A 24,921-nucleotide genomic window follows, 5' to 3' on the forward strand; every position below is an offset into this window, starting at 1 on the left:
CCCTATTAAGAGGGTAGCAGGTTAAAGTCTTCTGTCGGCAGCCACTACAGCGGCCAACCCCTATTTCACAGCGCCAAAGGTGAGGCCCTGTACCAGTTGGCGTTGGCTCATCCAGCCGATCACGAGAATGGGCGCAATGGCAAGCGTGGATGCGGCGGATAGTTTTGCCCAGAAAAGGCCCTCTGGTGCTGAGAATGATGCAATAAATGCGGTGAGGGGGGCGGCATCTGAAGTTGTGAGATTTAAGCTCCAAAAAGCTTCGTTCCAGCACAAAATGATGGATAACAACGCACAAGAAGCGATACCCGGCATGGCAAGGGGAATCAGGATGTGCCGTAATTCTTCAACAAAGCTCACGCCATCGATTCTGCCGGCTTCCAGTATTTCGTAAGGGACATCACGAAAGAAACTGAAAAGCAGCCAGACGAGAATAGGAAGATTGATCAGTGTGTTGATAAGGATCAGGCCAATATGCGTGTCTAGCAAGCCCAGGTCCCGGAAAATGAGGTACACCGGGACCAGTACACCTACAGAAGGCAACATCTTTGTTGACAACATCCACAACAACGTATTCCGCGTTTGTTTTGTAGGATGAAAAGCAAAGGCATAGGCTGCCGGCGCAGCGATAGCCAGCGCGAGCGCGGTACTTCCCAGTGAAATGATGATGCTGTTCAGCGCAGATTGCAGGTAGTTGGCGCGCGACTGTACTTCTATGTAATTCTCCCATGTGGGCGCGAAAAGCAGCGCAGGCGGTGATGCAATTGCGTCTATTTCTGTTTTGAAGCCGGCCAAAAACATCCACAGAATAGGGAAGAAAATGAGCAGGGCAATCAACCAGGCTGAAACCGTAATCAGGTTGCGATATGTAGCGGAAGGCTGCAGCATTTAGGCATCCATAGATTTTGCCACGGTACGAATGAGGAAAATTGCCACGATGTTCGCCAGCACAATGGCAATAATGCCGCCGGCTGAAGCAACACCTATGTCAAAATCCAACAACGCACGGATATAAATGAGAAAGGCAAGATTGGTCGTTGAGAGCCCGGGGCCGCCATTGGTTGTGACAAAAATTTCTGCAAAGATGGTGAGAAAGAACATCATCTCAATCATGACCACCATTGCGATCGCTCTTTTTATATGGGGGAGCACAACGTGGATAAAAACAGCAAACGTGCCAGCGCCATCCAGGTAAGCTGCTTCTTTTTGTTGAGGATCCACCGATTGTAGTGCCGTCATCAAAACGAGTAACGCAAAAGGCGTCCATTGCCAGGATACAATCAGGATAATGGAAACCATGGGCCAGTCGCCAAACCAATCAATGGCCGGTAGCCCCACAAGGCTGCTCCAAAAAGCGAACAGACCATTCACGGGGTGCATCAGCATGTTTTTCCAAACAAGGGCACTCACGGTAGGCATCACAAAAAAAGGAGAAATGGCGAGGATGCGGGCTACGGAGTTGCCGGGGAAGTCCTGCGCAAAAAGCAATGCCAACCCTAACCCCAGCACTACCGTAATGATCAGTACAACCCCCGATAAAACCAACGTATTTACCAGGGCCGTCCAAAGCGCGGGGTCTGACAACAGATAGCTGTAGTTGCTCCAGCCAATAAAACCGCGATTTTGAGGAGAGAGGAGCTGATAGCGCTGAAATGAAAACCAAAGCGTCATCACGAGGGGTACCAGCATCCAAAGCAGCAGGCTTGCCACGGACGGCCCGACCAGTGGGAGCGTTCTTCTTTTATGGATGTTTTTTTTCTGGATACCAAGCATAGGAGCTTCCAAAACTAACCCGAAAGCATAGGATTAAGGTCGTCCTATGCAATGAACTAACTGCTTTAGGCTTTTGCGTTTTACTTCACATACCCAGCTTGTGCCATGGTCCTGCGTGTGGCTTCCTGGGCAGATGCGAGGGCTTCCTCCACGGTCATCTGGCCGGCCAATGCAGCAGCTATCGACTGGCCAACTTGTGTACCAATGCCTTGAAACTCGGGGATGGCAACAAACTGAACGCCTGTGTAAGGCACCTCGTCTCTGGTTGGATTGGCAGGGTCAGCGTTAAGTATTGCATCCTGGGTGAATGATGCAAACGGTGCCGCTTCCTGGTAGGTTTGTCTTGCGTAGGTCGATTTTCTTGTGCCCGGAGGCACCGCCGTCCAGCCTTCAGATTCGCCAACGAGGGTTACGTATTCCTTTGAAGTTGCCCACTGCAAAAATTGCTTGCCGGCTTCCGACTGTTTACTCGACTTCGGTATAGCCAACGCCCAGGCCCAGGCCCAGCCTGAACCGTTTTTTTCTGTGGCTACAGGCGCCCTGGTGAAACCTGTTTTGCCTGCCACCTTGCTGTCATCAGGATTGAAAATGTAGCCGGCAGCAGCGGTTGCGTCAATCCACATCGCACAATTCCCACTGGCAAACAATGCCCGGTTTTCATTGTGCCCGTTGGTGCTTGCACCCGGTGGGCCGTAATTGGTGAGCAGGTCTACATAAAAATTAACGGCTTTTGCCCATTCAGGTGAGTCGAGCTGGGGATTCCAGTCCATGTCGAACCAGCGTCCGCCAAACGTATTCACAAGCGTGCTGATATACGCCATATTTTCACCCCAGCCGGCTTTGCCGCGCAAACAGATACCGTATTGATTATTGGCCGGGTCGTGTAAAGTGGCTGCGAAAGACGCAATCTGTTCGTAGGTGGGCGCTGCCGGCATGTCGAGGTTGGCAGCTTCGAATAGGTCTGTGCGATAAAAGGTAAACGAGCTTTCTGCGTAGAAGGGAACGGCATACAGGGTGCCATCTATGGATAGGCTGTTTTTTACAGGCTCAAAGATGTCATCATAATCATAAGCTTCTCCCAAATCATCCAGCGGAAGGATCCAGTCCTGCTTGCCCCAAATAGGGGTTTCGTATGCACCGATGGTAACCACATCAAATTGGCCGCCATTTGTCGCAATGTCCGTGGTTACGCGTTGCCGAAGCGTGTTTTCTTCGAGTACCACCCAGTCCAGTTCAATGCCTGTTTCTGCCTCAAATTGAGGAGAAAGCCGCTGCATGATGATCATGTCTGAATTGTTGACCGTCGCGATTGTAAGCGCCTTTTCGTCTGCGCAGCCTGCAAGGCAGATGAACAATATTACGGATAAAATCGATTTCATTTCAAAATCTGAATGTGATACAAATGGGGTGCGCTATGATTATGACGCTCCAGCATGACCGGGGCATTTCGAGCATGAATACCCAAACCCAATCACCTGTCAAGTTCATGATTCACCCTTTTGACAGCATGTGTTAAGTAGTACCGGGGTTGGACTGTGAAGCCGTAGTTTACGGAATTTCTCTATTAGTTTTCTTGCAGCATTGTAGCAGGCTGATCCTTGTTTGGCAATGACTGATTACCAGGTTTTGTCAAATCTGAAGGTATAATCACTTTGTGCATGAGGCCTGGGTTTGGGGGCAAGATTTAACGCCAGGCAGATCTTTTTCATGTGTGCGATTTGCCGGCTGCAAGCTGCGCTACAGCTGTAGCTACGTTGAAAGATCGCTTCCATCCGCCTACCTTTAATTCTGATTACACAAGAAGCGAGGTACCGGACAAATACGAAATATGAAAGCGATTCAGCGAAAAGTACTACTCTTTTTTTTCATGCTTATCTGCGTTTGGCAACCGCTCCTTGCGCAAAATATCCCCGCTGACCGTGTCCTCGGAATCGGGGAGCTATCACAGGTCCTTGTAGAAGAAGTACAGCGTGAATTGGGCGATGATGGCATGCGTAATACGGCCATTTTAGCCAGTTATTTCCGACAGAAATTCGCAGAACGCTTCTTTTATGATTATCAGACGGTGGATGATCGCATGGCGCTGTACAACAGAACCTATGGGAAGGCGCAGTACCATCAGGATCGCGCGATGGATCATATGGGGAAGTTTGCCGGCGACACGCAATGGGTGCTGCCCTTTGATTACCTCAATGGTGATGCTGTGAATGCCTATGCGCTACGGCATCTTGCCCGGCAGCATAAAATGGTGGACGTTGCTTTTCATTATTTCAATGATGAGAAAAAGCCGGCGTATATCTCCTACTTCAAAACGCAGCAACAGTCGCTACGCGATGCGCTGCACGCCGGGGAATATGAAACGATTGAGGACGGCAATGGCGTCTATGAGGCGTTTCGGTCGGGATATCGCGTACTCAACTGGCTGTGGATACACAACCTGTTTTTGCAGGAAGATGCGTATGGTGATGAAGATCAGTTGCGCACAATCGCTTTGTTGCTTCAGCATGCTGAAGACTTGTATGAACGCAATGCACGATTTCGTTTTGGTAATCATCAGACCCGGGGGATGTCTGCACTTGCCATGTTGGCCATCTTGTTGCGAGACTTTGAAGGCGCCGACTTGTGGTTGGAACGGGCGATGCTTCGCCTGAGCGAACACCTGGATAAAGAAATTAACGGAGACGGATTTCAGTTTGAGCGCTCTGTGCACTACCACATGAGCGATATCAATAACTACTTCTATGTGTACCAGTTGGCCCAGATCAGCCAACTCGACGTTGATAAAGCATGGGAAGAAAAGCTGCGTACGCTTTTTACAACGCTTGCCAAAATAGCCTATCCCGACGGCAGCGCGCCCGTCTTGCAGGATGACACGGATAATCCCTGGGGGGAGACCAATGACATCGCCGGCGTCATGACCCTCGGCTATCTCCTGTTTGATGAACCGGAATTGGGATTCTTTGCATCAGACCGTGTTGATGCCAGTATGTACTGGTTTTTGCAACAGAAGCAATTGGATAAACTGGATAACATCGAACAACGCCGGCCGACCTATGGCTCGCTTAGTTTCCCCGATACGCACTACTACATAATGCGCGAAGGCTGGCAGCCGGATGACAAAATGATGATCATCAGCGCCGGCCTGGATAGCGACAAACCAGACCATCAACATGGCGATATGCTCGGGGTTCAGGCGATGCCGTATGGCCACCCCATTTTGCCCAACTATCAGGTGCGCTACTCGCTAACGGATTTTGAGCTGTTCAAGAACTCCATGGTGAAGAATGTAGCGCTCGTCGATGATGTGCTACAGGGCAGAGACTGGACATCCAATAAAGGTGGCAGTGGTTTTGGCAAATTTAGAACACTTCCCAATCCGCATGTAATTGCCTGGGAAAGCAATGATGCGTTCGATCTGTTTGCCGGCAGGCACGATGGTTTCGCACACATCGGGGTTGATTATCAGCGGCAGGTCATTTTTATCAAAGATGATTTCTGGTGAGCTGTATACATCGCTACAGCAGGGCATCGTGGATGGCGCTGAAAACAATCCGCCAAATTTCTACCAGTCGAAGCACTTTGAGGTCAGCAAATACTACATCCTCGACGAGCATGCAGCACCCCCAGATGTTTTGTTAATTGGCACACATACCTGGAATAAGTTGTCCGACGAACAACGCGCCTGGGTAACGCAGGCGGTAGCAGAGTCAGTTGCTTACCAGCGAAAGTTATGGGATGAAGCCACCACCGAAGCCCTCCAGAAGGTAGCTGATGCCGGTATTGAGGTCATTTATCCAGATAAAGCACCTTTTCGATCAGCCGTGGCGCCGCTGTATGAGTCGCTTGAAGGTTCGGAAATTGGTGGATGGGCAGATAAAATTATGAACCTGCCGCCTGTGCCCGAAGCCGGCGCAGAGGGAGATTCAACACTTAACCTTCCTGAGGTGAATTGATGGGAAGTCTCGTCAAGACCATAGACCACCTGCTACAACGTGTACTGGTGTTCCTGATGGCTATTATGGTAATAACTGTCACCTGGCAGGTTGTCACCCGGTTTGTATTGAACAATCCCAGTTCTTTGACAGAAGAATTAGCCACCTTTCTACTGATCTGGATTAGCCTGCTGGGCGGCGCGTATGCGTTTAGGGTCAATGCCCACCTGGGTGTTGATGCACTCACAAGAAATCTGACAGCCTCCAGGAAAAAAAAGGTCCGGTATTTTGTCAGCTTTTCAACGGTATTGTTTGCTGCAATCATATTCATTTATGGCGGCAGCCGGCTTGTGTACCTCACCCTCAAGCTTGAGCAATACTCCGCTGCCCTGCGCATACCGATGGGGTACGTGTACATTGTCCTCCCGTTAAGCGGCCTGTTGATGGTCTTTTATGTACTGGCGGAATTACTTCACCAAAATAAGTCTGCAGGTACTGCCAAATGAGCCCAGATGTCATCATACTCATCAGCGTATTTTTGCTGCTGCTGCTTGCCAGCGTACCGGTAGCTGTGGGCATTGGCCTCGCTACCATGCTGGCAATGTTGGCGACCGCTGATTTTGCTCCCGCTGCCAGCACCATGGCCCAGCGCATTGCAACCGGACTCGATTCGTTTACCCTGCTGGCCATTCCGTTTTTCATCCTGGCCGGCAACATTATGGGCCGCGGCGGTATTGCCCGCCGGCTCATCGAGTTTGCAAAAGCACTTGTAGGCTGGATTCCAGGCGGACTCGCCCTGGTTAATGTGATCTCAAATATGATGTTTGGGGCCATTTCGGGCTCAGCCATTGCTTCTGCCGCAGCTATTGGGTCTTTTATGCATCCCAAAATGGTCGAAGAAGGATACCCCGCAAATTACAGCGCTGCTGTTAATGTGACTTCGGCTACCACCGGACTGGTGATACCTCCCAGTAACGTATTGATTGTGTATTCGCTCGCCAGTGGAGGCGTTTCGATTGCTGCATTGTTTATCGCCGGCTATTTGCCTGGCATTGTCATTGGTCTGTTGTTGATGACAGTGGCCGGCATTATGGCAAAAAGAGGTGGATTTGGCGCTGCGGCACGCACGTCGATTGGTGACATCTTTCGCCGGTTTGGAGACGCCATTCTCGGATTGTCACTCATCCTGATTGTGATTGGCGGGATCGTCGCGGGCATCTTTACCGCAACCGAGGCGGCAGCCATTGCTGTTATTTATGCATTGCTCCTTTCTATGGTGGTGTACCGGGAAGTGGCTTTCAAAGACCTGTCTTCCATTTTGCTGGAAACAGTTGTCACAACGGCTGTGGTAATGCTGTTGATTGGCACATCGATGGGACTTGCATGGCTACTCGCTTATCAGGAAATCCCGCAGACCGTGGGGTTGATGCTGATCGAGTTGAGCGCTAATCCTATCCTGGTACTACTGATTATCAACCTTGTGTTGCTGGTTGTTGGGACATTCATGGATATGACGCCGGCCATCCTGATTTTTACGCCTATTTTCCTTCCAACCGCAGTGGCCATCGGCATCGATCCGCTGCACTTTGGAATCATCATGGTTGTGAACCTTTGTATCGGTCTGGTGACCCCACCTGTGGGTACAGTTTTGTTTGCCGGATGTGGGATTGCAAAGGTTTCTATGACAGATATTGTGCGTCCTTTGCTACCTATGTACGTGGCGATGATCATTGGTCTGCTGTTGATTACTTTTTTCCCGCAGATAACAATGTGGGTCCCAGGTTTACTAGGCTTGCTGTAACCGAAAATTGTAGCCATAGGTATTTGTCATAAAGAACAATGATTTGTATGATGTCGTATGTAAATCACCTTTATTTTGTCCGCTTTCTTCGAGTCAGGCCTTGCTAAATGCGGTCTGCATAGACGATCAGGACTTCAATAGCGTACGACGCAACTATGTCACATTCCTTTAAAGCAGTTGGGAAAGCCAAACTACTGAGTAAAACAGTAGAAGAGCAGATTGAGGGTGCAATACGGACGAAAGAACTTTCCCCTGGGGCGAAGTTGCCCACCGAGATGGAGCTGTGTGAACAGTTTGGGGTGAGTCGTACGGTGATGAGAGAAGCGTTGCGCGTGCTTAGTTCGAGAGGCTTGATTAGCATCGAAAAAGGGAGGGGAATGTTTGTCAATCAGATTTCCGTCGACAGCGTTACAGCACCGATGACGCTGTATCTCCAGATGAATCACGATTCTGACAACAAACTGCACGTTATTGAGGCGCGACAACTGATTGAGCCGGCTATTGCCGCGCAGTGTGCCATTCGGCATACAAAAGAAGATGCTGACCGATTGTTGAAAGATCACGATATGCTTATCGCAACGGCCGGCAACCTGAAGAATTTATCCAAAGTAGACATGGCCTTTCACCTGCACATAGCAGAGGCCACCCATAACCCCGTTATTCCGTTACTGATTAGCCCTATTCACAAGATGATGCCGAGCATCAAGGCGGCTGTTTATGAAGTTGTGCAGGAAGCACACAAGGCAGCTGTCGAATGGCATGAGAAAATTCTCAAAGCCATTCTTGATCGTGATCCGGATGAGGCTTTTCGTCAAATGACCGGTCATCTCGACATTGCGAAGGAGCATATCCTTAGCGTCAACGCCACGAGCGACGAGAAGGCTGCCTAATTTTCTCCTATATGTCCCGATCAGATATCGTCCAGAAAATAACCGAGTTGGCGGCTGTAGCCGTAATTAGAGCAGACGATGTCACCACGTTAAAGCGGATCGTGGATGCCCTGGTCGAAGGCGGGATTTCCGCACTGGAGATCACCATGACGGTACCGCGCGCGCTTGATATGATCGAAGAGCTTGCCCATAGCAAGGGCGATGAGATTCTACTGGGCGTGGGATCAGTGCTGGACGCAGAAACGGCTAGACTGGCAATCAATGCAGGGGCCAGGTACGTTGTAAGCCCGGTCTTCAAAAAAGGCATTGTGCAAATGGCACATCGCTATAATTTGCCGGCCATGCCAGGATGCTTTTCTCCAACCGAAATTTTTGAAGCGCACGAAGCCGGCGCTGATGTGGTGAAAGTATTCCCTGCCGGACAACTCGGGATGAAGTACTTCAAAGCCATCAAGGCCCCCATGCCACACCTGCAATTGATGCCAACGGGCGGCGTATCGTTGACAAACGCGTCTGATTGGTTAGCCGCCGGCGCCTGTGCGGTTGGCGTAGGAAGTGCCCTCCTTGATCCTAAGGCCATTGCTGCCGGCCAGTTTCAGAAGTTAACGGAAAATGCCCGTTTGCTCAAAGCGAACATCGCGCAGGCAAAAAACTAAACGCCGGCAAAAAACTAACTGCCGGCAAAAAACTAACAGTTGTACCACCATTTTCAATTTAAACCCCAGAATTGCGCTGTGAAAGTTGTTTCTTTCGGAGAGATTATGCTCCGCCTCTCTACACCAGGATTTACCCGCTTTGTACAGGCCCAGAGCTTTGACGCTACGTACGGTGGCGGGGAAGCCAATGTGGCTGTTGCACTCTCAAACTATGGCCTCGACAGCTACTTTGTATCCAAGCTACCAACGCATGAAATCGGACAATCAGCGGTTAATCACTTGCGCCGATTTGGGGTGAAAGACGATTACATTGTGCGTGGCGGAGACCGCGTCGGGATTTATTTCCTCGAAACGGGCGCAAGTCAGCGGGCTTCCAAAGTTGTTTACGACCGCGCCAAATCTGCTGTCAGCGAAATGGACGCCGATGAAGTGGATTGGGATACCGTATTTACCGGCGCACGCTGGTTTCACTGGACTGGCATCACACCAGCACTTGGGGTGAAAGCGCAAAAAGCCATTGTAGCCGCGTGTAAAGCGGCCCGGGCAGCCGGCGCCACTATCAGCTGCGACCTCAACTTCCGGTCAAAACTGTGGACAACCGACGAGGCGCAAGCCGTTATGATTCCACTGATGGAGTACGTCGACGTGTGTATCGCCAACGAAGAAGACGCTGAGCGGAGCCTCGGACTCAAAGCGGGCCATACCGATATCGAGTCTGGCGACATCGACGAAGCCGGCTACGTGCAGGTTGCCAAAACCCTGAAGGCCACCTATGGCTTTGAAACGGTTGCCATCACCCTGAGAGAAAGCTTCTCTGCTTCGCATAACGGCTGGAGCGCCATGCTCTACGACGACAAAGACTGCAAAACACCCACCCGTTCCAAACGATACGATATCAAACTCATTGATCGCGTTGGTGGAGGAGACAGTTTTGCCAGCGGGTTGATTTACGGCTTGTTGAGCGAAGCCTCTACAAAAGACGCACTCGAATTTGCTGTAGCTGCATCTTGTCTCAAACAAACGATTCCGGGTGATTTTAACCTGGTAAGCGCAGAAGAAGTGCGCAAGTTAGCCAAGGGAAGCGGTTCCGGGAGAGTGGAGCGCTGACGTTGCCTCAAGTTGTGTGGCCCCACCGTTCCTCCCCCACAGATATCCCCCATACCATGAGACACATTCTATTACTTGTACTCGCGATCGTTGTCCTGCCTGGTTGTCGGCCATCGAATCCTGGCGTGCTGGTTTCAAATACTGAAGAGCTGAACGAGGCGATTTCAAATGCTGAGCCAGGGACAGACATCATCATGGCAAATGGTGAATGGAAGGATGTCGAAATCCGGTTTGTTGGGAACGGAACGGCTGACAAACCCATCACCTTGCGGGCTGAAACGCCGGGCGAGGTGCTCATTCAAGGCCAATCGGATTTGAAGCTTGGGGGAGAATACCTGGTTGTAGATGGGCTCTCTTTTACAAATGGGGCATCTCCGTCCAGTGCTGTAATTCAGTTTTTTATTGATAACGAAACGCTCGCCAACCACAGCCGGGTGACCAATTGTGTCATCAAAGATTTCAACAAGGCGCAGCGAAACATGCAGGATTTGTGGGTGCAGTTTAAGGGCCGGCACAATCAGCTTGACAACTGCTATATCGCCGGTAAATCCAACCGGGGACCAACCATCCGGGTCGACCTGGCCGGCAACCCAAGCATCAACAACTACCACAGAATCAGCCACAACCATTTTGGCCCGCGGCCGCCCAAAGGTGGGCCAAGTGCGGAGACCATTCAGATTGGCGATAGCGGTACGTCGATGTCACCAAGCTATACCATCGTAGAAAACAACCTGTTTGACCGATGTAATGGTGAAGTAGAAGTTATTTCGAGCAAAACCAATTTTAACACCTTCAGAAATAACGTCTTTTACAAAAGCGAGGGTTCGCTGGTGACGCGGCATGGCAACTACGCTACCGTGGATGGCAACTACTTCATCGGTGACGACGCGTCGCCTCATGTTGGCGGGATCCGACTCATTGGTACAGGGCACTGGATTGTTAACAACTACTTTTACAACCTGCGCGGTAAAATCTTCAGGGGCCCGCTTGCGGTGATGAATGGCATTCCCCGCTCTGCTTTAAACAGGTACATACAGGTTACAGATGTTGTGGTCGCACACAATACGTGGGTGAACAGTACGTCGCCGTGGCAAATTGGTGTGGGGTCAAATATAGACCAAAAAGATGTGTTGCCGGCTTCTGAAATCCGGTCGGAAATCCCCATCCGCACATTGGTTGCAAACAACATTATATACAATACGGAAGGCGACAATACACCCATCCTCCGCTACGATTCCATCGATGGTATTGATTTTAAAAACAATGTCATCAATAATCAGGGTGTGGCATTTGACGGTGTTGAAGGGTTAATCGAATACGATTTTTCGTTAACTGAGCTGGAAGAAAATATCTGGGTGCCGTCAGCGGATATGCCTGATGTCGAAGTGTATGCAGGCTTTGATTTTGATAAGATCGACAGCGATCTGTTAGGGAATGCCAGGACTACCAACAATGCCATCGGTGCGACAAACGGTGTACACGCAGAAAAGCCAAATATCATGGATCTGGCGCAGTACGGTCCAGACTGGTATGCCCCAACGACCATCGGTGCTGAAGCGCCTGCAACACACGCGGTTGCTAACACCGATGAACTGAACGCTGCGCTTGCAAATGCTGCTGATGGGGATGTGATTACGCTTACGTCTGCCACATACGAACTCGCGTCATCACTCAAAATCAACAAACCGGTTACCATTCAGTCAGCGGATACAGCGAACAAGTCGCTGATTGTTTACGCAGGGGATACCGCTACGCCGGCTTTTGAAATGCATCCCGGCGGAGCGCTTCAGTTGAAATCGGTGGTGCTTGACGGGAACGGCAGGAACTATGCATTTGCCAGCCTCAAAGAGAATATGTCTAGCCTGTACAATCTGAAAGTTGAAGATTCAGAAATCTCAAACTTTGATTTTGTACTCAAGGCCTATAAGTTCTCTTTTGCGGAGTTTATCGAATTCAAAGCTTCGACCATCAGAAATAGCAACAATGGCCTGGAGCTCTCCGGTGAAGACGACGATAAGGGGGACTACAATGCAGAGAATATCTATATCGTAGACAGTACTTTTGACAGGGTTAATAAAAACGTGATTGATTACTATCGGGGTGGATATGATGAATCGACGGTGGGGGGTAATCTGGTTGTACGGGGGAGCACGTTTACGAATAGCGGTGCCGGCGAAGAAACCGGGATATTGATTAATACCTATGGCATCATCAACGTCGATATTTCCGAAAATCAATTCCGGAACAACGCGGTGAAGCTTGTTGCGCGCCTCTGGGGTGCACAGAACAATTCGCATACAGACAATGTGATCCAAAACTCTGGACAATTAATTGTCGAGCAAAATCTCCCGTTGAAGCTCGTGTACTAAAGTTCTTCCAGTGCATTGTAATTCTCCCAGATCTGGTTGACTACCTTTTGGAAGACTTCAAAATCTGCCTCGGAGATGTTGCGATGCCCTACGCTGCGCAGTTGCATCACCATGGGCAGTACCGCAAGCACCAATGCTTCGCCGGCTTCGGTGATCACCAGCTTGTATCGCTTCTGATCATCTACAAACCGCTCTTTGCTGATCAGGCCTTTTTTCTCCAACCCCGAGATTACTTTGGACGTGGCTGCTTTGTCGCGGTAGTTGGTTTTTGTGATTTCTGCTTGTGAGGCGTCTGGCCGGAGCTCGTAGATGCGCTGCAAAATAACCCACTGCTCGATGGAGAGATCGATTTCCTTTCTTTTGAATTGCCGCAGATACGAAAGCTGTACCCGCTTCAGCGCCCGGTCCATGTAGAACGCAAACCCGCCCGTTAAGTCCATACCCACTCCCTTGAAAATAATATAGCAAGCCTCATTTTGGTAGAAAATAAGCAATATTAAATAAAAAACAGGAGAGGCTAAACATTGTGAAAGGTTGAAGGTTCAACTATATTGGTTGAGGGTTCAACTATTTACAGGTTTTAGAAATGTGCCTCCACACAGCCCTGTATTTGCCCTTGGATGATAGGGCAGAACCGTAGTTGGAGTCATATTTGGTGTACGCGGTGGTGGTCCGGTGCTTAAGACGCAAAGCCGGCTACCGTCCTGATTCTTTCCGCATAGCTTAAGACGATAATATCATGACAAATACAACTGCTGAACTTCCCCAGGTTTTTGAAGGTGCCCAGGACTTTATGCCGATCAACGGCACAGATTACCTGGAACTGTATGTGAGCAATGCCCTGCAAGCCGCCCACTATTATCAGACGGCTTTTGGTTTTCAACCGCTGGCCTACTCTGGCCTGAAAACTGGTGCCAGAGACCGCGAATCGTATGTTGTGGTGCAGGACAAAATCCGCCTTGTGCTGACGTCGCCACTTAACAGCAACACGGCTATTGGCAAGCACATCGACAAACACGGTGATGGCGTAAAAGTAACGGCGCTATGGGTAGATGACGCCACTTATGCGTACGAAGAAGCGGTAAAGCGCGGCGCTACTTCTTTTATGGCACCGGTTACCGAAGAAGATGCACACGGGAAAGTTGTACGGTCGGGTATTCACACCTATGGTGAAGTGGTGCACATTTTTGTGGAGCGCAAAGACTACCGCGGTATTTTCCTGCCTGGCTATGAGAAGTGGGAGCCCTCATTCCGTGCTGAAACTGTTGGTCTGAAGTATGTTGACCATATGGTGGGTAACGTTGAGCTTGGAGATATGAACAAGTGGGTCGACTTTTATGCCAACGTGATGGGTTTCACGCAGATCATGTCGTTTGACGACAAGGACATTTCTACCGACTACACGGCGCTGATGAGCAAAGTGATGTCGAACGGCAACGGTAAAATCAAATTCCCGATCAACGAGCCGGCCGCCGGCCTCAAAAAATCTCAGGTTGACGAATACCTCGAGTTTTACGAAGGTGCTGGTGTGCAGCATATCGCCGTGGCGACAGATAACATCATCGAGACTGTGCGTGACATGCAGGCGCGTGGCGTTGAATTTTTGCGTGTTCCAACCACCTACTACGATGTGTTGTTAGATCGTGTTGGTGAGATTGATGAAGATCTCCAGCCGCTCAGCGATTTGGGTATTCTTGTAGATCGCGATGACGATGGATATCTGCTGCAGATCTTTACCAAACCGGTCAACCCGCGCCCAACGCTCTTTTTTGAAATTATCCAGCGCAAAGGCGCCCGCTCTTTTGGCAAAGGGAATTTCAAGGCGCTCTTTGAGGCCATCGAAAGAGAACAGGAACAGCGCGGTACATTGTAAGCTTTGCCGGCAAGGTTGTATTTTAGACTGTACGAAAAAACAGCAGATGATTACCTTTCATCTGCTGTTTTTCGTTTATCACTGATTAGTGAGTTAAGGGACTAGATCTGCAGGATTGTATGCACTGCACACCGTCATACCCAACTTGATTGGAACCACCGGGATGACGGTAGAGCCAGGGATGACGGCCCGGCATCACAGAAGCACAAAAACTCGAGAATCCGTAAACACAAAAGAACGAGCCTTCATCAATCACACTTAATCCGGTTTCATGTCCGCATCACACACAACACAACTGGCAGCAGCACTGGCGCTGGCGAAGCAAAGCATGACAGGCACCCAAAACACGTTTGCAGTGCATAATCCTGCTACACAGGAAGTGCTGGCGCAAGTCCCGAATATGGGGCAAGCAGAAGCGGCCAGCGCGATTTCAGTAGCATTGGAAGCATTTGACGATTGGCGCGGACGCCTTGCCGGCGAAAGAGCCGCTATATTGCGGGCGTGGCGTGATTTGATCCTTGAACACGAAGACATGCTCGCTGTCCTGGTGACGGCTGAGATGGGGAAGCCGTTGACAGAAGCCCGGTCAGAAGTCAGGTATGGGGCGTCGTTTGCTGAATGGTTTGCTGAAGAGGCAAAACGGGTATATGGAGATGTAATTCCAACTCACCGCAGCGATGCCCGGATCATAACCCTCAAGCAGCCCATCGGCGTAGTGGGAGCCATTACGCCCTGGAATTTCCCTGTGGCGATGGTGACGCGGAAGGTAGCGCCGGCGTTGGCTGCCGGCTGCACGGTGGTGTTGAAGCCGGCTGAGGCGACGCCGCTGTCCGCACTTGCACTGGCAACACTGGCGCAGCAAGCCGGCTTTCCGGCGGGAGTGGTGCAGGTCATCACAACAGATGCGCCGGCCGCTGTTGGTCTCGAACTTACCAGCAACCCGCTGGTCCGCAAAATTTCATTCACGGGTTCTACAGGCGTCGGGAAGAAGCTGTTTGCACAAAGCGCTGATACCATAAAGAAGCTCTCCCTCGAACTTGGTGGCAATGCGCCTTTCATTGTCTTTGATGATGCGGATATAGATGCTGCCGTTGCTGGCGCCATTGCGAGTAAATACAGGAACAGCGGACAAACCTGTGTGTGCGCAAACAGACTGTTCGTTCAACACAATGTTTATGACGCATTTGTTGAAAAGTACACCGCTGCCGTTAAAGCCCTGCGCATCGGTAACGGTTTTGAAGACGTACAAATTGGCCCCCTGATCAATACAGCGGCGCTTGAAAAGGTTGAGCATATCGTAGCAGATGCTCTTGCGCATGGCGCGCAATTAAAAGCCGGCGGAAAACGGGCCGCGCTGGGTGGGACGTTCTATCAGCCCACGGTCCTTACCGAAGCCTCGATGGACATGCGCTGCGCCACAGAGGAGATTTTTGGACCCGTGTCTCCAGTCTTCAGATTCCATTCGGACGAAGAAGTGATTTCAATGGCTAACGCCACGCCTTATGGGTTAGCGGCGTACTTCTTTGCAAGGGATATCGGCCGTGTATGGCGCGTGGCTGAGCAACTGGAATATGGGATGGTCGGGATCAACACCTCGGCTATTTCTACTACAGTAGCGCCTTTTGGTGGGATGAAAGAATCTGGTATGGGGCGGGAAGGCTCGAAGTATGGGTTGAGTGAGTACGTAGAAATGAAGTACCTCTGCATGGGTGGTTTATAATCGGTCATGTAAATAAAAAAAGGCCAACTGATTGCTCAGCCGGCCTTTTTCCCTGAGGCAATGAAAATCATTGCATTTCGAGACCTTCAAAATCACCCTCTCCACCGCGAGAAGAATTCTGACGCCGGCGGTTGTCTTTTTTGCCGAAGTTGTAGGTGAAGGAGAGGCCAATGCTCTGAGACTGGAATGAGCGGTCAATTTCCTGGAACGAACGTGTATCTTCACGCAAAACGTGGAAGCCCATCGTGTTAAAGACATCACGGATCCGCAAACTCAGGTTGGCTCTGTCTCCCATGAGCTTCTGACGCAGCGCAAGGTCTGCACTCTGGCGTGAGGCCATGCGGCCGTTTTCGATGTTCATTGGCGCGCGGTAGTAATACGAGAACTGCAGCGCCATGCCTGTATTCATTGTATAGGTTGCGTTGGCCCGAGATGAGAATCCTATCGCTTTGTTGGAGAGGCCCGTATCCACGCTGCTGCCATCTGTAACCACGCGGTAGACATTAAAACTCGCATACGCATTCAGCTTGCGGCCTTGTTTGTAGGTACCAATGATCTCGGTACCCCAAGAATTACTGGAATCGAAGTTCTCGAAAGTCAAGACCGAAACCCCGTCGTCTCGAAAGCGCTGGAAAAAGCTGATTTCGTTTACTGTGTGCCGGAAATAAGGGGTCAACGTAAGCGAAGTGGCGTCGGTAAACTGTGTGTAACTGAGTTCAAAAGCGTGGATGTACTCAGGCTCGAGGAACGGATTCCCCTGGCGGATAAAGAGTGGGTCTTCACTTGAATTAAATGGATTCAGCATGTTGAAGCGGCCGCCAGTTCTCGGGCGCTGGATGCGTTTGCTGTACGCCAGTTTTAGGCTGCGGGTCTCCGTGAATTCGTAGACCGCAAATGCACTTGGAAATACGCTGAAGTAGTTGTTGTCAAACGACTCATTGGTGTTTTCAAGCTCAAACGTGGTGAATGCTTGCTCAAGGCGTACGCCGGCCTGTAATCCAAAACGGCCAATTTTAGCGCCTAAAATCCCGTAACTGGCCAGGATGGTCTGGTCATAGATAAACGTGTTATTCCTATTTAGATTCGGAATAAGGAGGCCGGTGCCCATGTCGAGATCTTCCGTAAAGAACTCGCTGTCCTGCCGCTCCAGGTCACCTTTGAAGCCAACTTCCATTTTACCCGATTCACCAAAGGTCCGCATGTAATCGATACGCAAGGAGCCTTCCTGGTTGTTGTCTTTTTGCAGGTCGGATTGTTGTTCGGATAGGGCTGACTGAGAAAGGTCCGCCAGATCAAATACCATCTGATTGTATGTGCCGGTATCCTCTTCTTTTTCCTGCTCAAATTCCAGCTCAATATCGAGCTCGTTTTTGCCAGGCTCAACAATGCGTTTGAAGGCGAGGCGGTATTCCATTTCAACATCGCTTCGGTCACCCAGCGTCGAACGGTCATAGCGTTCGGTGAGTGCGCTCAGATTGTCTAGTTCAAAATACGACGTCAGGCCGTCTTCATCGCCTGAACGCGTGCTGAACGAGGTGGACAGATTTAGATTCGAAAGCCGGCCAATTTTGTAATCGATGCTGGCATTGGCATTATGTGACAGGCTGCTGCGAGAGTCGAAGCTTTCCTGGTCGAGTAAGCTAATGGGGTCGCTAATTCTGTTTTCGCTGAAGCGCCAGCCTTCACTGTCCCGTGAGCCATAGCGTGCACCGTACCCGGCAAACAGGCCGAGTTTTCCTTTCTGATACCCGATGTTGCCTGACGCACCATACCGGTCTGGTGTTGATGCATTGGCGGTGAAGCTACCGCTCAGGCCCAAGTCCTGGTTCTTTTTTAATTCAATGTTCAGGATGCCGGCCATCCCGTCGGGCTCGAACTTGGCAGATGGGTTTGGGATAACTTCGACTTTGTCGACCACTTCAGCAGGAAGGCCTTGAAGATAAGATACCAGGGCTTCGCCGCTCATGGGGGCAGGCCGGCCGTTGATCAGAATGGCCACGTTTTGACTGCCGCGCAGGCTGATGTTGCCTTCGATGTCTACCTCTACCGACGGAATGTTTTCGAGTACATCAGTAGCTGATCCGCCGGCGCTCACCAACTGGTCTTTGGTATTGTACGTGGTGCGGTCAATCCCGACTTCTACAAAATTACGATCAGCCGCTATTTCAACCTCATCCATCATCTGGGTATCTGCTTCCAACTCAATTGCCGCCAGTTCTGGGGCGAGGTTGCCACGCGAAATCTCTATATCAGAAACAACAGTTTTAACAAACCCGACAAAACTTACGTGCACATCATATTTACCCGGACGCAGCCCCTCAAGTACAAACGATCCATCAGGTTGAGTGATTGTACCAGTTACCAGGGAAGAATCTGAAGCCGTCCATAGGGCAACCGTTGCTGAGGGAACAGCGCGTTGCGTGTCGCGCTCAAGCACACGGCCTGAGATTTTGCCTTGTGTACGTTGTGCACGATCTGGACGTGTCTGTGCCTGCACCGGAAGGGCAATTAAGGTGCAAATTGCGAAAAGAAGGTAGCGGTAAATATGCGTCATTTCGAATCTGAAAAAGGTGCTTGCTCTGTAAGCCGGTAGCCAAGGGTCGTATCTATGTTCGACGAATCGCCCGAAAAGTTCAGGCCTCATTTTCCATTTTACATGTACTTAGCATCTCTTAACATTCCACTGCAATTTCTTAAAATTTGCAGGCGGATTAGGCCTATTCGATTCAACCTGAGCGCGAGATAACGACTGATTCCTGTCTCGCCCAAATACATGCTAAATCGTTAACCTTGCTGAACCACATCAATCGATTTAGCCGGGGGCATACAAAACCTGTTTCCCACGTAAGCAGACGCTATCTTTGGGGCTGCCGCAGGGGCAAATTGTGAGTCCGATTAACTTCAAGCGAGGTATCTATGCGAAAGGTTTGTATTGTTGGTGCATCGGGGAAACTCGGTAAGTACATGGTACAACACTGCCTGGAACGAGGATATGAGGTGGTTGGGGTGTGCCGGCCTAAAAGTGTCGGCAAGCTCGATGCCTATAAAGATCGCATGACAATTGTGCCGGGCGCCACCAATGATGTGCAGGTGATCAAGAAAGCAGTTGACGGATGTGATGGTGTCCTCACAGTGCTAGTCCCCTGGGGCGTAAAGCAGTATTCAACCGGGACGGCCCAGGCTATATTGGATTATGCCGCAACTGACGCCCGGCTGATTTTCTCGTGCGGTTGGCATATCACAAAGGATGGAAAAGACACGTATACCTGGACGTTGCGCGCGTTGGTGAAGGTTTTTGGCTGGTTGGCAAAGGTTGTGCGGTTTGCGGATCTGGACGATCAGGTAGAGGCTTGCCGGCGCGTGTTTGCAAGTAATACAAAATGGACCGTCGTCCGCGGCAGTGATCTTGAAGAAGGAGAAAGTGAAGGGCTACCGGTATGGAGCCAACACGTGGGTGATCCTATCCTCGAAAGCAATCGGACGCGCCGTATCGATTTTGCCCTTTTTATGGTCGCCGCGTTGGAAGATGATGCGCTCGTCCACGAAGCACCGGCGATTGTGAGCTGTCAGTCCGCCTCAGCGCTTGCACATAGCGCCTCATACTCGTAAACAGGAGTGTTCAGAAAAATTATTTATCCATTGTTCGGGGATATCACATACAAAACGCGTTTTAATAATTGTGCCCCGTGGCTTTTTGACTGTGCTAAAACGCAAGAGTTACAATCTCACATTAAAAACTGTGTACGTTCATTTCTTTTGCTTGCCCAAAAGAAACGAACCAAAGAAAAGGGCACCACCAAATAAATGCACGCTTTTATCGCCATACGCACAGGTCCTCCTGAATTTTATTCAGGAAAACGCTTCGATAAAAGCTCCCACCGCACATCGCCACGCATTTGGTGGACATCCACACACTAAATTGCTAAACACGAACTGAACTTTGCCAGCTACTATTTTTTCTGAACACCCCTGACTGGTAAAGCGTAATCAACCTTGTCTGAATAGCTGGCTTGCAAGGTCGATAAAATCTATTGCTACAAAATCACAATACGGATCTGGCTCCAGGTCTTGTTGTTGATTTGGACCGTATTCGGTCGTCCGATAGACAAACGCGGTTTTAAAGCCAACCGCTCGTGCAGCTTGCAGGTCGTTGTTGTGCGCCGCCACCATCATGATTTCTTCAGGAGGAAGGCCGAGGTGCGTAGCTGCAGTTAGATACACTTCGGGGTCAGGCTTGTAGTGCCTTGCAAGTTCTGCTGAAAGGATACAATCCCACCGCAAGTCTGCATTTTTTGCAATGTTGGTCAGGATGGCAACGTTTCCGTTTGATAATGCGGCAACGGTAAACTGCCGGCGCAAGGCATCCATGCCGGCCAGCACATCGGGCCACAAGTCAAGTCGGTGCCACACCTGTGTTAAATAGGTTTTGTCCGCTTCCTGCAGGCCTGAAATTTGAAATTTCTCCAGCAAGTCTTCCATGATCATGTGATGCAGGCCGTCGAGGTTGGTCCAGGGCAACTCGCCCGTGCGGACCCTATGCATCGAGGGCTCATATTGCGCGCGCCAGGTGTCTGCAAAAGAAACCCAGTTGGCTTCAATGCTGCGCTTTTTGCCCAGTGCAGCAGCTTCCCGAATAAGCGTTGTTCGCCAATCAGCCACGGTACCAAAAACGTCGAATGTCAGTGCTTTAATTTTCATGGTTGCGCCGGATTGTGTATTCGATCAAGCCAGGAGGACAACCCAAGCCCAATGGCTACCATCCTGACGACAAGCCCGGGGTGTGTTATATACCGCGAAATGGTTTGTTGGGCTGCTGCCGGGATTTGAATTTTCGTGTTTTTTGTGTGCGACATCCGCCCCGCATTTGCTGCTGCAAAAGTTAACATGGAATGGATGCAATCTGCAATAGTGCCCTGGTTTTGGAGTGGGGCAAAGGCTGCATGGGTTACGGCCAGGAAGCCCGGCCAGTGGGCAAGGTGACGCCAAACGGTAGCAAGGCCCGGTTCGTCGGGGGCCGCACCAAATTTGTTGAGTTCATACAGAAATTGCCACAGCTTTGGCGGGAGGTCGGCTTCTGTGGGCAGGCGGGGTAATGCAACGTTGGTATTGACTGGGTTTGTATTGGCTGATGAAAAGGCAGGGGGCGACGTTGCTGGTAACGCAGGCCCAATGGGTTGCGCAATTAAGGCAGACAGCGTTAGGAAGTTCAGGCTGTTGGATCGGTTGTATACGTTCAGGATTTGCTGAATGGAGGTACGGTCTCGCTGTGTAAGGCCGGCAGCTTCAAGCTGGGAAGGCACGAGGGCAGGAGGGATAGGCAGCGGGCCGGCTTTCAGGTCAAGCAGTATTTCCTCCGGTAATCCTGATTCGAAAATAGGTTTTGTGGCCTGCCAAACGGCTTCAAGTGCAGCCTCATCCGCTGCAAGAATGCGCCAGATCGAAGTCAACAGCGGCAGCCGCATCGTTTGCCTGATGTCCTCGAAGATCTCGGCAATGTTGCCTGTAGCGTCTTCTTCCGCGAGTGCGGATACAGGGTCGTGTTTAGCCATGGGCGTAAGGAGAGGCTGCAGCTGATTTGGTAAGCGAAAACCCACCATCAACAGTAAGCACACTACCGGTTATATAAGAAGCCATGGGGGAGGCCAGGAAGCAACAGGCGTGGCCCACGTCAGCCGGCCGGCCGGCTTTGCTGAGGGGGATGTCTGCTGTGGTATACATGGTTTGCTTGTCCGTGAGTACAGGCGCGGCCCAGTCGCCCAAAATCCAGCCGGCAGATACAATGTTCACGCGGATACCGTGTGGCGCAAGGTCTACAGCAGCCATCCGTGCCACTACATCGATAGCCGCGAGGGACGCGCCCGTCAGGTTGGTTTTTACCATCGGTATTTTGCCCACCACAGAAGACAGGAATATGATGCTACCTGCCTGCTGATTTGCCGCCATGTGTTTCGCTGCAGCCTGTGCTGCAAACGTGCTGTCAGCAAAGTTGACGTCAAACGCGGCGTCTATGTCCTGGTAGACATCAGTAGCTTCTCCTGCCATAAACGCTGCGTGTTTAAACCAGCCAGGACTGACGATGGCCGTATCAAACGCGTGTGCTGATAAGGTTTGCTGGAGCTGCTCGGGATTGTTTAATGTTACGGGCAACAGCGTTGCATCCGAAAGCGTCGCAGGTATCCGGGGTGCATCTTCACCAGCTTTGTAGGTAAGGATGAGGGTGGCGCCGGCTGCTGCAAAAGCTTCAGCAATGCCCCACATGATTTCATGTACCCCGCCCAGAAATAACACGGACTGTCCCTTGAAATTAAAAACGGATTTATGCGGTGTATTTGCCAATGCCAAGCCCCCCATCTACTGCAATAAATGCGCCTGTGGTATACGCGGCCTCTGGTTTGGTAAAGTAGAGCGCGGCATCCGCCATTTCGTTTGTGGTGCCGGCGCGGTGCATCGGAATGGCTGCTTTTTGGTTTTCGATGGCTTCTGCAGTTTGCAACTCGGGCGAGGTATCATTCATCGCCGTTTGCACCCAGCCAGGCCCAATGTGATTTACGGTGATGTTGTGCGGCGCAAGCTCAAGTGCAAGCGCGCCAACAAAAATGTGCTGCGCATGCTTGGTGCCGCCGTACACGGGTGTGATGGGGAAGTGGAGATAGGTTTGAATCGAGGACGTGACAATAATTTGCCCGCCTTCACCCTGCGCTATCATTTGTTTGGCTGCTGCTCGGCATACATACATGCTGCCTTTTACGTTGAGGGCAACCTGCTTGCTGAGGATGTTGGGGGTGATCTCAAGAAAATGCTGCCAGCGAATCATGCCGGCATTGCTGCATGCTACGTCCAGTCTGCCCGCCGTTGCGGTGATCTCCTCCATCATGCGATGCACTTCATCAGGATCCGTGATGTCAGCGGCTGCCGTGAAAGCGGATTGTTGCCGGTCTTGCAGGGTTTGGACGCGCGCTTTCAGCTCTGCTTCTCGCGTTGGCAGGTCATTCAGTGCTACCGTAGCTCCGGCTGCCGCCAAAGCCTGTGCGATGCCCCAGCCAATGCTGCGGTCGCCGGCAGCACCCGTCACAAGCGCAACTTTATCTTTTAAATGCATACATACTCCTGAATAATGCGGATTAAGGATGCCCATAATACCACGCAAACGGATGAGTACTCCGCTCGTCATACCCAACTTGATTGGGTACTACAGGTATGGCAGTGAGAAGGGCCTACCGGCTCCTACATTAGAGCGCCGGCCTCGTTTGTGTAGCCGCTTTGATCTCTTCAAGAAAGGCAGCCATTTCTGCTGCTTTCTCTGTCGTGGTTGGCGCGAGGTTGGTTGTCTCTCCGATATCTTCAGAGAGGTTATACAATTGCGGTGCCGGATCATTACCCAGTTCGATATCCGTTTGCTGATTATAGGCGCGTGCATCGCTAGGTTCAATGTATTTCCAACCTTGATGAATGAGCGAAAGGGTACCTGCTGCGTTGTGCTCGATCAGGTATTCGCGCCCGTCAGGATCTGTGCCGAGCAGTGTTGCCGTGGCGTCGAAGCTGTCCGGGCCTTCTCCTGCTGCCAGTTGCACGCCGGCGAGTCGGGTCAGTGACCCCATCAGGTCGACCTGCGAAACCAAAGCGTCAGACCTTGCCGGCTCAACCTCTGCCGGCCAGGAGAGGAGAAACGGGACCCGCGTGCCGGCTTCAAATGCGCTGTATTTACCACCCCGAAACGGACCTGAAGGGTTGTGGTCGCCAAGGAGTGTTACAGCCTCGTCTTCGTAGCCATCGTCGATAACCGGACCGTTGTCGCTTGTAAAGATGACCATCGTATTGTCAGCCAGACCTTGCGCTTCGAGGGCATCCAGGACCTGTCCGACGCTCCAGTCGGTTTGTAGAATCACGTCACCGCGCGGTCCCATACCGCTTTTGCCGACAAAGCGGGGATGCGGTACGCGGGGGACGTGGATATCATGCAACGAGAAGAAGAGGAAAAATGGCGCATTGTGTTCGCGTTCGATAAAGTCGACTGCACGTGCCGTGATGATGTCTGCCATGTCTTCATCCACCCAGCGTGCTGCGTTGCCACCCGTCATGTAGCCGATGCGGCTAATGCTATTTACAATGGTCATGTCGTGACCGTGGCTCGGGTGCATTTTTAGTAATTCAGGATTGGCTTTGCCAGTCGGATCAGTACCAATTGGGCCCTTAAAGCTTACGGTGATTGGATCTGCTGGATCAAGGTCGACGACACGGTGATTTTCTACGTAGACTGTTGGGACGCGGTCGCCTGTTGCAGGGATCAGAAAAGCTTCGTCAAAACCAATTTCCAGGGGCCCCGGTTTTATGTCGCCATTCCAGTCTGGCCCACCATCTGGCCCAAGGCCGAGGTGCCATTTGCCGACGACGCTTGTGGTGTAGTTGGCGCGTTTAAGCACATCTGGCAAGGTCACTTGATCCGGATCGATGATCATGGCTGCATCACCGCGTGCGATACCGGTGCCGGCTTTGCGCCATGCGTATTGCCCGGTTAGCAGGGCATACCGCGAGGGGGTGCACGTAGCTGAGGGGGCATGGGCATCCGTAAACAAGATGCCTTGTTCAGCAATGCGGTCGATGTGCGGTGTGGCTACGGCGGTAGCGCCATAACTGCTTACGTCTCCGTAACCCAGGTCATCAGCATAGATGAGTACTACATTGGGAGCTGTGGAAGAATTGTCAGTTGCACTGTCGGACGGCACTGCGCAACCTGCCAATAGCAGGAGGAAGACAGGAATAAGGCGACTCAAAGTTGGGGGGATAGTCAGATGCATATCAAATT

The 24,921-nt window shown here is 51.1% G+C and carries 21 protein-coding genes; 11 read left to right on the plus strand and 10 right to left on the minus strand.

Annotated elements, in window-relative coordinates:
- Positions 1-60 precede the first annotated feature (60 nt).
- The 3 genes from AAF564_04635 to AAF564_04645 all read right to left on the minus strand — a co-directional run bounded on the left by AAF564_04635 (position 61) and on the right by AAF564_04645 (position 3,149).
- Entirely contained in the window at positions 61-885 is an 825-nt protein-coding gene (locus AAF564_04635; GenBank protein ID MEM8484809.1) for a carbohydrate ABC transporter permease, read from the minus strand.
- The gene (locus tag AAF564_04640; protein ID MEM8484810.1) at positions 886-1,770 is read right to left on the minus strand and encodes a sugar ABC transporter permease; all 885 of its coding nucleotides are present in this window, start codon (positions 1,768-1,770) and stop codon (positions 886-888) included.
- Between the two features lie 80 nt (positions 1,771-1,850).
- A complete protein-coding gene (locus AAF564_04645) occupies positions 1,851-3,149 on the minus strand; it encodes a sugar ABC transporter substrate-binding protein (protein MEM8484811.1) in 1,299 nt (432 codons plus the stop codon).
- Positions 3,150-3,637: 488 nt separating this feature from the next.
- On the opposite strand from AAF564_04645, the gene AAF564_04650 reads away from it, so the two are divergent.
- From AAF564_04650 to AAF564_04685, 8 genes are all read left to right on the plus strand, one after another.
- Complete coding sequence (locus AAF564_04650; GenBank protein ID MEM8484812.1) at positions 3,638-5,272, plus strand: heparinase II/III family protein; 1,635 nt, start codon at positions 3,638-3,640, stop codon at positions 5,270-5,272.
- Positions 5,259-5,723: a TRAP transporter substrate-binding protein DctP gene (dctP, locus tag AAF564_04655; protein MEM8484813.1), complete on the plus strand. Its 465-nt coding sequence runs from the start codon at positions 5,259-5,261 to the stop codon at positions 5,721-5,723. Before AAF564_04650 ends, dctP begins: the two co-directional genes overlap by 14 nt.
- A complete protein-coding gene (locus AAF564_04660) occupies positions 5,723-6,208 on the plus strand; it encodes a TRAP transporter small permease (GenBank protein MEM8484814.1) in 486 nt (161 codons plus the stop codon). Before dctP ends, AAF564_04660 begins: the two co-directional genes overlap by 1 nt.
- Positions 6,205-7,503 (plus strand): TRAP transporter large permease subunit, encoded by a 1,299-nt coding sequence (locus AAF564_04665; GenBank protein ID MEM8484815.1) that lies wholly within the window; start codon positions 6,205-6,207, stop codon positions 7,501-7,503. Before AAF564_04660 ends, AAF564_04665 begins: the two co-directional genes overlap by 4 nt.
- A gap of 155 nt (positions 7,504-7,658) precedes the next feature.
- On the plus strand, positions 7,659-8,393 hold the full coding sequence (locus AAF564_04670; GenBank protein ID MEM8484816.1) for a FadR/GntR family transcriptional regulator: 735 nt from the start codon (positions 7,659-7,661) through the stop codon (positions 8,391-8,393).
- A gap of 11 nt (positions 8,394-8,404) precedes the next feature.
- The gene (gene eda, locus AAF564_04675; GenBank protein MEM8484817.1) at positions 8,405-9,049 is read left to right on the plus strand and encodes a bifunctional 4-hydroxy-2-oxoglutarate aldolase/2-dehydro-3-deoxy-phosphogluconate aldolase; all 645 of its coding nucleotides are present in this window, start codon (positions 8,405-8,407) and stop codon (positions 9,047-9,049) included.
- A 78-nt stretch (positions 9,050-9,127) separates the two neighbouring features.
- On the plus strand, positions 9,128-10,156 hold the full coding sequence (locus AAF564_04680; protein MEM8484818.1) for a sugar kinase: 1,029 nt from the start codon (positions 9,128-9,130) through the stop codon (positions 10,154-10,156).
- A 56-nt stretch (positions 10,157-10,212) separates the two neighbouring features.
- Entirely contained in the window at positions 10,213-12,525 is a 2,313-nt protein-coding gene (locus AAF564_04685; GenBank protein MEM8484819.1) for a chondroitinase-B domain-containing protein, read from the plus strand.
- Here the strand turns inward: AAF564_04685 and AAF564_04690 are convergent.
- Positions 12,522-12,965 carry a MarR family transcriptional regulator gene (locus tag AAF564_04690; protein ID MEM8484820.1) on the minus strand — a complete coding sequence of 148 codons (444 nt, stop codon included), beginning with the start codon at positions 12,963-12,965 and terminating at the stop codon, positions 12,522-12,524. The two genes, AAF564_04685 and AAF564_04690, sit on opposite strands and share 4 nt — an antisense overlap.
- Positions 12,966-13,264: 299 nt before the next feature.
- On the opposite strand from AAF564_04690, the gene hppD reads away from it, so the two are divergent.
- Together hppD and AAF564_04700 are read left to right on the plus strand one after the other, a co-directional pair.
- The gene (hppD, locus tag AAF564_04695) at positions 13,265-14,398 is read left to right on the plus strand and encodes a 4-hydroxyphenylpyruvate dioxygenase (protein ID MEM8484821.1); all 1,134 of its coding nucleotides are present in this window, start codon (positions 13,265-13,267) and stop codon (positions 14,396-14,398) included.
- Between the two features lie 328 nt (positions 14,399-14,726).
- Positions 14,727-16,118, plus strand: a complete 1,392-nt coding sequence (locus AAF564_04700) for an NAD-dependent succinate-semialdehyde dehydrogenase (GenBank protein ID MEM8484822.1) — start codon at positions 14,727-14,729, stop codon at positions 16,116-16,118.
- A 67-nt stretch (positions 16,119-16,185) separates the two neighbouring features.
- Here AAF564_04700 and AAF564_04705 read toward each other — a convergent pair whose 3' ends face one another.
- Entirely contained in the window at positions 16,186-18,615 is a 2,430-nt protein-coding gene (locus tag AAF564_04705) for a TonB-dependent receptor (GenBank protein MEM8484823.1), read from the minus strand.
- 419 nt (positions 18,616-19,034) lie between these two features.
- Between AAF564_04705 and AAF564_04710 the strand changes: the two genes are divergently transcribed.
- The gene (locus tag AAF564_04710) at positions 19,035-19,727 is read left to right on the plus strand and encodes an NAD(P)H-binding protein (GenBank protein ID MEM8484824.1); all 693 of its coding nucleotides are present in this window, start codon (positions 19,035-19,037) and stop codon (positions 19,725-19,727) included.
- 378 nt (positions 19,728-20,105) lie between these two features.
- Here the strand turns inward: AAF564_04710 and AAF564_04715 are convergent, their stop codons facing one another.
- The 5 genes from AAF564_04715 to AAF564_04735 all read right to left on the minus strand — a co-directional run bounded on the left by AAF564_04715 (position 20,106) and on the right by AAF564_04735 (position 24,889).
- A complete protein-coding gene (locus tag AAF564_04715) occupies positions 20,106-20,816 on the minus strand; it encodes a haloacid dehalogenase type II (GenBank protein MEM8484825.1) in 711 nt (236 codons plus the stop codon).
- A complete protein-coding gene (locus tag AAF564_04720) occupies positions 20,813-21,667 on the minus strand; it encodes a hypothetical protein (protein MEM8484826.1) in 855 nt (284 codons plus the stop codon). Before AAF564_04720 ends, AAF564_04715 begins: the two co-directional genes overlap by 4 nt.
- Positions 21,660-22,406, minus strand: a complete 747-nt coding sequence (locus AAF564_04725) for an SDR family oxidoreductase (protein ID MEM8484827.1) — start codon at positions 22,404-22,406, stop codon at positions 21,660-21,662. The genes AAF564_04720 and AAF564_04725 overlap by 8 nt, the downstream gene beginning before the upstream one ends.
- 28 nt (positions 22,407-22,434) lie before the next feature.
- Entirely contained in the window at positions 22,435-23,217 is a 783-nt protein-coding gene (locus AAF564_04730; protein ID MEM8484828.1) for an SDR family oxidoreductase, read from the minus strand.
- A 130-nt stretch (positions 23,218-23,347) separates the two neighbouring features.
- On the minus strand, positions 23,348-24,889 hold the full coding sequence (locus AAF564_04735; protein ID MEM8484829.1) for an arylsulfatase: 1,542 nt from the start codon (positions 24,887-24,889) through the stop codon (positions 23,348-23,350).
- Between the last annotated feature and the right edge of the window lie 32 nt (positions 24,890-24,921).

This window comes from Bacteroidota bacterium (genome assembly GCA_039111535.1).
Taxonomy (GTDB): domain Bacteria; phylum Bacteroidota; class Rhodothermia; order Rhodothermales; family JAHQVL01; genus JBCCIM01.